Source organism: Mucilaginibacter boryungensis (assembly GCF_015221995.1).
Lineage (GTDB): Bacteria > Bacteroidota > Bacteroidia > Sphingobacteriales > Sphingobacteriaceae > Mucilaginibacter > Mucilaginibacter boryungensis.
Genome location: NZ_JADFFM010000001.1, coordinates 1,181,694 through 1,194,761 on the forward strand (window position 1 = coordinate 1,181,694; position 13,068 = coordinate 1,194,761).

Annotated in this window: 7 protein-coding genes; 3 read left to right on the top strand and 4 right to left on the bottom strand. The window is 45.9% G+C overall.

Annotation, left to right across the window (positions count from 1 at the left end; genetic code table 11):
• Positions 1-6: 6 nt before the first annotated feature.
• The 4 genes from IRJ18_RS05060 to IRJ18_RS05075 are packed head-to-tail and all read right to left on the bottom strand — an operon-like array spanning position 7 to position 4,531.
• Complete coding sequence (locus IRJ18_RS05060; RefSeq protein WP_194105112.1) at positions 7-1,854, bottom strand: glycoside hydrolase family 2 protein; 1,848 nt, start codon at positions 1,852-1,854, stop codon at positions 7-9.
• On the bottom strand, positions 1,851-2,978 hold the full coding sequence (locus IRJ18_RS05065; protein WP_194105113.1) for a glycoside hydrolase family 43 protein: 1,128 nt from the start codon (positions 2,976-2,978) through the stop codon (positions 1,851-1,853). The genes IRJ18_RS05060 and IRJ18_RS05065 overlap by 4 nt, the downstream gene beginning before the upstream one ends.
• Positions 2,979-2,988: 10 nt before the next feature.
• Positions 2,989-3,321 (bottom strand): DUF2264 domain-containing protein, encoded by a 333-nt coding sequence (locus IRJ18_RS05070; protein ID WP_194105114.1) that lies wholly within the window; start codon positions 3,319-3,321, stop codon positions 2,989-2,991.
• Between the two features lie 4 nt (positions 3,322-3,325).
• Positions 3,326-4,531, bottom strand: a complete 1,206-nt coding sequence (locus IRJ18_RS05075; RefSeq protein WP_194105115.1) for a glycoside hydrolase family 88 protein — start codon at positions 4,529-4,531, stop codon at positions 3,326-3,328.
• Positions 4,532-5,086: 555 nt separating this feature from the next.
• Here IRJ18_RS05075 and IRJ18_RS05080 point away from each other — a divergent pair.
• The 3 genes from IRJ18_RS05080 (at position 5,087) to IRJ18_RS05090 (ending at position 13,056) form a co-directional block, all read left to right on the top strand.
• Positions 5,087-8,116, top strand: a complete 3,030-nt coding sequence (locus IRJ18_RS05080; RefSeq protein WP_194105116.1) for a SusC/RagA family TonB-linked outer membrane protein — start codon at positions 5,087-5,089, stop codon at positions 8,114-8,116.
• 12 nt (positions 8,117-8,128) lie between these two features.
• Positions 8,129-9,868 (top strand): RagB/SusD family nutrient uptake outer membrane protein, encoded by a 1,740-nt coding sequence (locus IRJ18_RS05085; protein ID WP_194105117.1) that lies wholly within the window; start codon positions 8,129-8,131, stop codon positions 9,866-9,868.
• Positions 9,869-9,966: 98 nt separating this feature from the next.
• A complete protein-coding gene (locus IRJ18_RS05090) occupies positions 9,967-13,056 on the top strand; it encodes a SusC/RagA family TonB-linked outer membrane protein (protein WP_194105118.1) in 3,090 nt (1,029 codons plus the stop codon).
• Positions 13,057-13,068 lie beyond the last annotated feature (12 nt).

Sequence of the window (13,068 nt, forward strand, 5' to 3'; positions counted from 1 at the left end):
ATCAAATTAGTGAGAAAATTTATTTTCAATTTCTTTATACCAGGCCTGCATAATGTAAAAGGCTTTCTTTTTAGTCCCCTTATCATCATAAAGACCTTTACGGTTCCAGCCTTCCTGGTAAACAGGGTTGTTGCGTTTGGGCGACCGGAAATCATTCAGTACCCAGGGGGTGATACCGACAAAACTATCAGGCATGCGTTTTAACATAGCCACCTGCTCTTTAAAATACCATTCCTGGTATTCCTCGCTATAACGGGTTAACGAATCGGCATGGAATCCTCCTTTGGCACCGCCGCCAGTTTCGCTGATAAATAGCGGCTTGTTGTATGGTGTACTCCAGTTGGTTTTGCGACACTGATCGGGCAGGCCACCATACCAGCCCAAATACTCGTTAAAAGCAACCAGATCAACAAAGGCACCCAGCGGGTCGTCCACTATATTCATGTCTTTCATCGAGCCATAGTTCACTTCCAGCGCCGCTGATATCATGCGGGTCTGGTCAAGTTCTTTAGCGCGAATGATGAGCTTGTGCATAAAATCGGTACGGGTTGGGCTAATGGGGGTCTCGTTGCCTACCGACCATATAATGATGCTGGCACGGTTATGATCGCGGGTGATCATTTCCTTTAGTTGTGCCTTGGCTTTATCAAGCACGGCCGGACTGGCAAAATTAATGGTCCAGTACACTGGTATTTCCGACCAAACCAATATCCCCAGCGAATCGGCCATACGGGTCATCGCCTCATCATGTGGGTAATGGGCCAGCCGTACCATGTTGCAACCTAATTCATGCGCCTGGTTCAGCAGTTGTTTGGCGTCATCAGGCCCGACAGCCCGGCGTACGTCCAGCGGTATTTCGCCATGAATACAAATGCCCCGCATAAACACCGGCTTACCATTCAGCAAAACCTGTTTTCCAAAAGCTTCAATGGTGCGAAAGCCAATCTTGTCTTCAATCTTATCCACCCCGGCTGATACGCTTACCTGGTAAAGCTTAGGATGTTCAGGCGACCACAATTGCAGTTTAGGCAAATTGAAGCTAACTTTAGTTATTTGGCCGGTAGCGGCAATTTGTTTTTTGAATTTTAACTCAGGTATGCTGATATTAATCAACTCGCCGGCCTTGACATTGTTCAGTTTTACCCAGCCTTCAACTTCCGGACTTGCCGATGGCGCTTTGCCCGGTTCAGGTTTTTTTAGCTGTATCACATAATCCTGTATAAAGGTTGGCGGCACTTCTACCAGTTTAACATCGCGGGTAATGCCACCATAGTTCCACCAGTCGGTATTTAAGGTAGGCACTTCATCGGCACCGCGTTTGTTATCTACCTTCACCACTAAATAGTTGCCTTTCTCTTTCAGTAGCGATGTTGGAATGGCAAAATTGAAAGGCGTAAATCCGCCGATATGCATGCCCAGTTTCTTACCGTTTAAATAAACATCAGCACGATAATTAACCGCACCAAAATAAAGGTAGTATTTGGTGGCACCATCGGCAGGATGGAAATCAAAGGTCTTACGGTACCACACCGTTCCCTCGTAATATAAAAACTCTGGTTTTTGATGGTTCCAGTCGCCGGGAACCTGCAAGCTGTATTTGTCTATATAGCCATGCTCTTTCTTTTCGGTTTTATTTTTAGGGATATCGGTATTCCAATAAGCATCGGGGTTTTTCTCGTCCAGTTCTTTATAACGGTAATCGTAAAAACCAGTTTCATAAGGGTCAACAATATACTGCCACGTGCCATTTAACGATAATGCTTTGCGTGCCCCAATATTAGTGATCAGCCTATCCTGCGCATACATTTTAACGCTTATGAATAGGCAAAGCAACAAGAATATTCTTTTTTTCATCCTATTTTTTTAAATACGTCCAGGCCCCAGGTGTCCAGCCAGTTTATTTCAATATCATCGCCCTTAAAAGTAATTGGCAGCCAAAGATAACGACCGTCAATTGCATCTTTAGGTGTCCATTTATCAGCCATAAATATAAACGCATCTTTTTTACCTGCAACGGGCAGCACATAAGTACTTTGCCCTCCAAAAGTAATTTCAGAACCTTTACCAACACAGGGGTTGCCATGATAGGTCCATGGCCCCATAATTGATTTTGCACTGAACCAGCGCGCTGGGTTAGGCGCCCAGCCGGTTGTGCCCGAACCGATCATATAATAAATACCGTTATGTTTAAATATAGCGGGGGCTTCGGTTTGGTGGCCTACGTATACACGGGCAAATTTGCCCGTGTGCTCGGTAAACTCATCATTCAGCTCGGCTATGTCAAGGGTAAAGTTTTCCTCGGCCGAAAAGATATGATAAGCTTTACCATCATCGTCAACAAACACGTTCATATCGCGGGCCATTTGCCCGCCGGGCAGGTCGCGGCAAAAAAAGCCATCGCTTTTGGTAGCCGGGTGATCGCAATTAACTTTTTCGGTTTCGGACGTACCTTCGGGATAAAAAGGCATAAAACCGGCGTTGGGGCGGTAACTTTTAATAAAGGTATATGGTCCGGTAACGTTATCAGCGGTGGCCAAACCTGCCCGGGCGACTTTATAACCCTGTCCACGCAGTTCAAGGTGAAACCACATTACATATTTTTTACTCTTTTTATTATAAACCACCTTGGGCCTTTCCAGGATACACCCTTTGGCAATGTCGTTGGTCGAATCGGCAGACACTTTTAGCGCGATACCCTCATCCTTCCAGTTATACAGGTCTTTTGATGAGTAACAGTGTACGCCTACCATGGCCCGGTTGCCCGCGCCGCCGGCAATTTTATGTTCACCGAACCAATAGTAGGTGCTTTTTGCATACAATAATCCCCCGCCATGGGCATTAATGTGTATACCGTTGTTATCCGGCCATATCTGCCCGGGCGAAAAGCTTTGCGCTTGCACAGCCTTCTCTGTTTTTTGTGCTGATGCGGTACCTATGGTAAAGCAAATTGCAAGTAAAAGGTATTTGTATGCTTTCATTTAATTGTGTTTAAGATTTATTGGTGTCCATCGCATGGTCGGCTTCGGCTTCGGTATCCGTTCCATTCCATATTTTTACTGATGTCCACGGTAAAGCGGGCGTACCCCAAAACTCATCGGAATAGGGTAAGCCTAAGGGTAGAAAGATATTCATGGGGGTGTATAAACTACCGGTCGTAATATAAAAATCAGCTAAACCGGGCTGTTCCCCATATAAACCGATATTGAGCCAACCCTCATCTAACCAAAATTTCCGGTCTTTACTTAGTGGGGGATTTGGTATTTGTGCGGTAGCGCAATTTGCGATGCCAAGTATAGCGGCCAATAGTATTATCGTTCTCATGCTATCAATTAAATTTTTTGTAGCGGCTTAGTGCTTCTACGTAATAATAATCGGCGTATGTCAACGGCACATCTATTTCTGTTCCCTGTGGTAAGCTCCCTACGCCGTGTTGTAAAATAAAACCTCCATTTGTGCCTTTAGCTGCCAAATAGGGTGGTTTGGATAGATTGCGAATAATGGTTTCGGCAGCATTAAAATAACGCTGCCCGTTAGTTTTATCAGCATACCGGCAAAGTTCAAACAGCGCTGATGCCATAACCGCCGCTGCTGATGCGTCGCGTAAAGCATTCGGGATATTAGGCGCATTATAGTCCCAATACGGTATTTTGTCTTTTGGCAGATTTGGATTGTTCAGAATAAAGGCGGCTATGTGCTCGGCTTGTTGTAAGTATTTTACACCATGGGTTTCACGATACATTACGGTATAGCCATATAAGCCCCAAGCCTGTCCGCGTGCCCAGGCCGATTCATCAGTATAACCTTGCGCTGTCCGTTTTTGTATTACCGCGCCGGTTGCAGGGTTATAGTTAATGACATGGTACGAACTGTAATTCGCCCTGAAATGATTCTTCAGGGTGGTATTGGCATGCGTAACGGCTATCTTATAAAAGCTGGAATCGCTGGTAGCCTTTGTTGCCCAAAACAACAATTCAAGGTTCATCATATTATCAATGATTACCAGGTATTCTGGCTTATTCGAATCCCACGATTTAATGCAGCCCACTTTTGGGTCAAAGCGCGTTGCCAGCGACCTGGCGCTGTTGATGAGAATTTGTTTGTAATCAGGTTTAGGTGCTATTTTTTGCGCGTTGCCAAAGCTGCACTGCATCATAAAGCCAAGGTCGTGTGTGGTTTTATTATACTGTTCTGGGGCAAGTAAATCCAATATCCGGTTTGCCTGGGTTAGCAATGTGGCATCTTTAGTTTGCTGATACAAAAAAAGCAAAGTGCCGGGATAAAAGCCGCTGCACCACCAGCCGGAATTACTCGTTTCTAAACTGTCTTTCGCTGTATAATATGTTTTTGGGAATTTGCTTGAAGGCAGGCGTTTTGCCAAAACTTTATACTGCGCGCCGGCAGTCTTAAATTCCCGGTTAATAATTTGTATAAAATCTTTGTCGGTTTTAAAAGCAGTTTTTTGCTGCGCGTCGACTGTTGTTAACACGCATAGCGATAATAGCGCAGTAATAATATGTTTGATAGATGGCATATTGTATTTACTTGAATTAGGCTTTGGTTACACTGATTACGCCATGTACCAAACGTTATAATTAATGAGGCTAATTTCAGTGTTTCATAATGTTTGTGTAGGGGACAAAATCACCAAAAAAGGGGGTAATACCATCATTCCCCATCCTTAATTGTTGCATAATTAAGCCGTCGGTTTGGGGGCTAACGTTTTTTGTGGCTATAAATTGTCTCCCTGTTTATTCGCGGAAAATAAGACGTAATCGGCTTTATGAAACCTATTAAACGTTAACGCACTGATGTGATGTATATTTGTATTGCTTATTGCATAAAAATAAAGCGGCTATGTGCTTGCCTACCCATACCGTACGCCGGGCGCATTTGGTCAAAGTAATGATTAGGCCCTCTATATTGGCAGATTTGTCCCCTTCTTTTGCCATAACCGCTAATTAGATTTGTCTTGTCCACAAGCGAATGCTAAATTTTTTGATGTTGTTGTCAATAATAAAGCGGTCTTATTCGCCGCGGGCTACCAAGTAAACCACAAGCTTAACCAAATTCTTAACTTATGAACTTAATGCTTAAATCCGCATTATTAAGCCTATTAGTGTATCAATCACTCGGGGCGTTTGCTGCTCCGCCGGGTAAAAATCCAAACGCTTTAAAACGGCGGTCCCATGTTATTGACGCGGTATATACCGGGACACTTCTGGATGATCAGAACAACCCCCTGGATGGCGCCACCGTCAATTTAATTGGAACCCGCGTCGAAACTAAGTCTGACAGATCGGGAAAGTTTGTGTTGACGGCCAACGAGGGCGACAGTATCACGATTAGCCTGAAAGGTTTTAAAACCTTAAAATATGCAATTGGTACCGACAAGTTATTTACCCTAACCCTCGAACCAGATAATAGCAGTTCGCTGATCCCAAGATCAGCGGTGGTGCAGGAGGCTTACAATACCGTACCACAAAATCTCGCTATAGCATCAACCGACGCTGTATATAATAAAGACATCGTCAAATCGCCGGTAACCAGTTTCAGAAACGCTTTATCTGGCAGGTTAGCGGGCTTATACACACTGCAATCATCGGGCCTTGCCGGTTCCGACGGCGCTTCGCTAACCTTACGCGGCCAGTCGCCTATTATTATTATAGATGGAGTTGTTGCCAATATTACCGCTTTCGATCTGGAAGAGATAGAATCGGTGACGGTGCTTAAGGATGCGTTGGCTACAGCTATGTTGGGGGTGCGCGGCTCGCATGGGGCTATATTGGTCACCACCAAAAAAGGCAGTGCCAAAAAGCAGCAGATTTCGTTCACCGCGCAAACAGCAGTGCAGCAACCAATCAGCTGGCCTAAGCCATTAAATGCTTTTAACTACGCGACGCTGCGTAACGAGGCCATGCGCAACGATGGTATCCCGCAAAGTTCAGGGCTGTATTATCCGCAAGCGGCGTTAGATGCCTATAAAAACGGTTCAGACCCGATCAACTTTCCTAACGTAAATTACAGGGATGCTATCTTAAAAAACAGTTCGCTGTTTAATCGATACACTTTAAGCGCCAGCGGCGGTAACCGGTCGGCCAGGTATTTTGTGTCGATGGAGCAAATTAACCAATCTGGTTTTTTTAAAACGGTTGATAGCAACAGCTATAATACCAACAATAATTTTAAAAGTTATATTGTCCGCTCAAATGTCGACCTGAATATCACCAACAAACTTTCGGGTGGTATTTACCTGTTGGGGCGCATCCAAAACTCAAACGAACCGGGGGTCACCACAGGTACCATCATTTCTAATTTATTAAATACACCTGCCAATGCCTATCCTTTACTAAATGCTAACAATTCTTTTGCCGGTACACAACTGTACCAAAACAACCTGCTTGCCCAAACTATTGGGTCGGGGTATCGCCAACGATATTACAGGGACGTTTTAGTGAACGTATACCTGAAGCAAAGTTTGGACGATTTTGTAAAAGGCTTGTGGATGCAGGCCAAAGTGGCCTATAACTCTACCCTGGCCGAAGATATTGTCAGGAACAAAAGTTTCGCGGTTTTCCAGCAGACGGCACCTGCAACGTACGCCCAGTTTGGCACCAACGGAACGCAGGCGAATGGAAATTCAATAGCTTACCAGGGCAGGATGGACTACGAAGAGTTTTCCATCGGTTACGATAAAACCTTTGGCAAAAACGGCCTGAACATCCTGATGATGGGCAATCGGGACAACTCGACCGATGCTAACGATGCGCAGGCATTGCCTTATACCATTACCGGTATTTCGGGCCGGGCTGCTTATAACTACGATGGTAAGTATATGGCCGAAGCGACATTCGGTTTTAATGGATCGAACAGGTATCCGCCGGATGGTAATACCAAACGGGGCTTTTTCCCGGCAGTTGGTTTGGGATGGAATATCGAAAAGGAAGATTTTATGAAATCGGTATCTGCCATCAACCGCTTAAAGCTATACACATCATATGGCCAAAGTGGATGGGATAATCCGGGCTACTTTATTTATTACCCGCGTTTTTTTGACGGGCCTTCACCATACTTTGGCACCGGCGCGGGTACGGTTACATCAATCACGGAAGGAACGCTGCCTAACGGCAACATCACATTTGAGAAAGCGAACAAATTTAACGTTGGCATAAACGGTGCTGTGCTGGATAATAAATTGGCCTTTACTGTTGAATATTTTAACAATAAATACTACGACCTGGTAATGCAGCGTGGCAACAACAGCACTTTAATTGGTAACGATTATCCAAATGAGAACATTGGCCAAAACAAATACTTCGGTTTTGAAGGCCAACTGGCCTGGCAGCAAAACCTGAAGAACAAGTTCCAATACTTTATATCGGTTAACGCGTCGTCGGTAGGTAGTAAGGTGTTATATATCAGCGAGGTTAACCAGCCTTATGCTTATATGTACCGTACCGGGCAGCCGGTTGGTCAGCAATTTGGCTACGTGGCCCAGGGTTTATTCCAAAGCCAGGCCGAGATCAATAGCAGCCCAACTACCGTGGGTTATAAGCCGCAGCCGGGCGATATCAAATATCAAGACTTAAACAACGATGGTGTCATTAACCAAAATGATGTAACGGCTATCGGATCATCTAAACCGTTGTTTTTTTACGGCGCATCATTAGGGGCCGGCTGGCACGGGCTTGATATCAGCGTGCTGTTTCAGGGGGTAAAAAACAGAAATGTTTACCTGAGCGGCGGCAGCTATTGGGCTTTTCAAAATAACGGCACTGGGCCGGCCTACGAACAAAACCTAAACCGCTGGACGCCGCAAACCGCTGCTACAGCAACTTATCCGCGCTTAAGCTACGGGGTAAACTCTAACAACGACGCGGCATCATCGTATTGGGTGCGCAGCGGCGATTACTTCCGCTTAAAAAATGCCGAGATAGGCTACACGCTGCCCACTACCTGGATTAGCAAACTGGGCTTAACCACTGTAAGGCTGTTTGCCAATGGCTACAATTTGTTCACCAGCAGTTCGTCGCAGTTGGATGGCCTTTCGCCCGAAACATACACTGGCGGTTACCCGGTATTACGTCTTTACAACTTTGGTGTCAACGTTAAATTTTAGAACCACACAGATATGAAAAATAGATTTTACTCGATTTTAACAGTTGGATTAGGCTTTATTCTTGTTGTGGGGAGTTCCTGCCGCAAATACGAAGAGCAGCCAAAAGATTGGTTTACAAAAGATCTGACCTTTGATAATCTTGACCAAAACGGTATTGTCGCAGGTTATGCGTTAAACAATATATATACCTATATTCCTGATGGGTTTAACCGCATCAACGGCGATTTTTTAGATGCAGGTACCGATGACGCGGTTCCATCAACCTACAACCGCCCGGCTGAGAACTTTACAAAAGGAACGGTGACCGCGCAAAACAATCCCGAAGAAAACCCCGGTAACGGCTATTCGCTTACGGTTTGGGGCAATTGTTACTATGGCATTCGTAGGGCCAATATATTTTTAGCAAACATTAACCAGGTACCCGTTGCCGCGCAAACCAAACAATACTGGATTACCGAAGCCAGGTTTTTGCGCGCCTATTTTTATTGGGAATTGCTTAAACGTTATGGCGGGGTACCGCTTTTGGGCGATACCGTTTATGGCCTTGATGATAATATACAACTGCCGCGAAACACCTTTGCCGAGACGGTTAACTATATTGTAAGCGAATGCAACGCCATAAAACCCAATATGCGCCCCGATCCGGTGTCCACTTCGGATTGGGGACGGGCATCCAAAGGCGCCGCGGTTGCTTTAAAATGTCGTGTGCTGCTTTATGCGGCCAGCCCTTTATTTAATGGCGGAGGTGTGGAAACAGACCCGGTTAAAAAGGCATTAACGGGTTATCCCACTGCCGATGCTACACGCTGGCAGCAGGTGGCTGATGCCTGTACCGAATTTCAGAGCCTTGGTTATTATGCCTTGGTTGCAACGGGTACCCCTAACGCGTTTACATCGGTATTTACTACGAAAATGTCGGCCGAGATCATCTGGGCCAAGCAAAGTTCAAACAATAATAATTTAGAGAACAGCCAGTCGCCGGTTGGTTTTATCGCCTCCAATACAAAAAGCCAGGGTCTAACCAGCCCTACACAAAATTTGGTAGATGCTTTCCCCATGACCAACGGCCTGGGGATAAACGATGCCGGTTCGGGTTACGTAGCAACTACGCCTTATACCGGCCGCGACCCGCGTTTAGCCGCGACCGTTTTTTACAACGGCCTGACCTGGCTTAACCGTGCTACTCAAACTTACGAGGGTGGTTTAGATAAACCTAATAGCACAGCTGTATCAACGGTGCAAACCCGTACCGGCTATTATCTGCGTAAATTTTTGGGCAACTTTGGTACCAGCACGGCATTCTCGGCCACCAGCCACAATTTCCCCATTTTTAGATACGCCGAAATTATACTTGATAACGCCGAGGCGTTGAATGAATTGGGCCAAACCGAAAACGCGGTTGCCCAGGTGATACTGATCAGGAAAAGGGCGGGGATAACAGCCGGTGCCTCCAACCGCTACGGCATCCCGGCAGGCATCAGCCAGGCCAATATGCGCACGTTGATCATGAACGAACGCCGGATAGAGCTGGCTTTTGAAGAACAGCGTTTTTGGGATATCAGGCGCTGGAAAACCGCGCCGCAGGTAATGACGCAAAACCTTACAGGGGTAAGCATAGCCAACGGGGCAACGCCAACATTTACACCCACAATTGTAACCACCGGTATCTGGAACGACCGACTGTATCACATGCCTATTCCTTATGATGAGGTGACGAAAAACCCAAAACTCATCCAAAACGAAGGCTGGTAATATTTAAACGGACAATTAGCAATCTCAATAAAGATTAAATAATGAAAAAGATTTTTTACCTAATTCTGGCCATATCCTGTTTAACGAGTGTTAGGCTTATGGCGCAGAACAATCAAGTTACGGGAACGGTTAAGGATACTACCGGCGTGATATTGCCGGGCGCTGTAGTTACCGAAAAAGGAACCAGCAACGCAGTTGCGGTAAATACCTCAGGGCGTTATACAATTACCCTGAAGGGAAACGCAAAAATACTGGTGGTCTCTATGGTGGGTTATAAAAGCCAGGAGATAGGTGTTTTGGGCGGGCAAACAGTTAACATAACGCTAAGGGAACTACGGCAAAGTTTATCTGATGTGGTAATTGTAGGCTACGGCACACAGAAGAAAATAACCACTACCGGTGCTATAAGTTCCGTTTCGGGTGCCGAGCTGAGGGCAAACCCTGCTGCCGCTATACAAAATACCATGGCTGGTAAAGTGCCGGGTTTCTTTTCTCAACAATCATCAGGTCGTCCGGGTGCCGATGGCGCGGCCTTTTACATACGCGGGGTAAGTTCGTACAACAGCGGCACTACATCGCCAACCATTTATGTTGATGATATCGAATACACTTACGATCAGTTTTCGCGACTTGATGCTAACGAGATAGAATCGGTAAGTATCCTGAAGGATGCCGCAGCTACTGCCGTATTTGGGGTGCGTGGTGCAAACGGCGTGGTAATAGTAACCACCCGGCGTGGCAAAATTGGCACACCGCAAATTACGTTTCGCGGTGAAACAAGCTTACAGCAGCCCGATATTATGCCAACCTACCTTGATAGTTATGATGCTGCAACCCTTTACAACGCTGGCCGCAAAAATGACTCCCAAACCCCGTTTTTTACCGACGCAGACCTGACCGCCTATCGCGATCATACCGATCCGTACGGCCACCCGGATATTAACTGGAAAAGTGTGTTGTTTAAAAAGTTCGCTAAGCAATACCGCGGCAACTTTGATGTTAGCGGTGGTACCGAAAGCGTAAAGTACTTTGTATCGGCAGGATACCTTAACCAAGGTGGTATGGTAAACGATTTTGGCAGCCAGGTAGGTGTTAATAACAACTATTTTAACGAGCGCTATAACTACCGGTCGAACCTGGATATGAAAGTGACCAAAACTACCGATCTGCGTATCGATCTCTCGGGAAACATCAGTACCATTAATGTTCCGCAGGTGGGCAGCCCTAACGGCTGGAACGATGTATTGGCCGATTACGGCAGCATCTGGACACTTGCGCCCTGGGCCTACCCCATTTACAATCCCGACGGATCATTAGGTTACAGCCAGTGGGCACGCAGCCCGGGTACAGGCGGTACTGTTTATGATGTGAATAATGTTGTAGGCCGCTTAACTTACCTGGGCTATAACCGCACATTTGAAAACAACATGACCCTGCTGACCACCCTTAACCAAAAACTGAACTTTATTACCGAAGGCCTCTCATTAAAAGGCACGCTATCCTACGCATCTAACTATAACAATCCCAACATATCCATGTCGGGTGGCGAGTTTCCATCCTATATTTATGATCCGGTAGCCGGCACCTATCAGCCGCGCAGCGCCAACACTTTCAGGGTGCGCCGGTTGATCAGGGGATCGGGTAATGGCAGCACGATCAGGATCCTGACTACGCAGGCAGCTCTAAACTACGATCGCACTTTTAAAGATCATCACATAACGGCGTTAGCGTTGTTGCTGCAGCAATCGGATACCAGGGCAGGCAGTGCAACCTACAATTTTATCCCAAGCAACTTTAGCAGTTATGTAGGGCGGATAGGGTATGATTACCGGCAAAAATACCTGATCGAGTTTGATGGTGCCTACAATGGTTCCGATCGTTTTTCGGCCGGCCACCGTTTTGGTATCTTCCCGGCCGTTTCTGCAGGCTGGAATGTGAGCGAAGAGGGTTTCTTTAAAAAGCACATCAGCGTAATGGACCGTTTAAAGGTAAGGGGATCTTACGGTATTGTAGGTAACGATAAATTGGGGAGCTTTACTTATTACTATCAGCAAACTTACAACTCTGCAGGTAACCAGGTATATTTTGGTAACCCGAACGCCAATACATCGAGTGCGATTTATGAAGGTACCCTGGGTAATTTGAACGTTAGCTGGGAAAAGGAACGCAAGCTTGACCTTGGCATAGAAATGGGGTTTTTTAATAGTAAGTTAACCGCTACTTTTGATTACTTTGACAACAACAGGTACGATATCCTGACTGACCGCAGCGGTAAAACCGACCCCCGGTTTGGTTCGGTATCACTGGCTTTTGGTCAAACACTCCCTCCTGTTAATTTAGGTAAGGTGAACAACAGGGGTTTTGAAGCTGATGTGACTTACAATGGTAAAGTAGGAAAGGACTTCAGCTACAATATTAAAGGCACCTACTCCATTGCCAAAAATAAAATTGTATTTGCCGACGAACCTTCATATTTATACGATTATCAATCCTACACCGGCCATGCCATTAATACACAAAGGCTTTACACCTGGATTGGTTTTTATAAGGACGCCGCTGATATTGCAGCCAGTGCCAAACCAGCCGGCCTTACCGTACGCCCTGGAGATTTGAAATACGCCGACTTGAACGGTGACGGTATTATTGACGGATTTGACGCCAAAGTACAGGGAAATCCAAATGTTCCCAATACTACAGGTGGTTTAAACCTGGGCATCCGTTACAAAAACTTTAATATCGGCGTATTCTTCCAGGGAGCAATGAATTTTACTGTGCGTGGTATTGCCGAGGCTATCCAGCCGTTTGGCTCTAACTTTATGCCGATCCATCAGCAGGCATGGACGCCGGAACTGGGTGATGCTGCCAAGTTCCCGTTATTATCATTTATCCCGGGCATCAGCGATTCAAGGGCCTATCCCTCAACCTTCTGGGCGATATCAGGGAACTACATCCGCCTGAAAACCGCGGAGATCGGTTATTCGCTGCCCAATAAATGGGTCTCGAAACTCAAGATGAAATCGATAAAAATTTATTCAAACGGGTACAATTTGATCACCTGGACAACGCTCGATAAACTTTATCAGTTGGATCCAGAGATCGGCCAGGGGGCAACCGGTTCCAGTGGGACAGACCGCACCAATTATCCGCCGCAAAGAATATTTAATTTTGGTTTAAGCGCTACATTTTAAAATATGTATAAT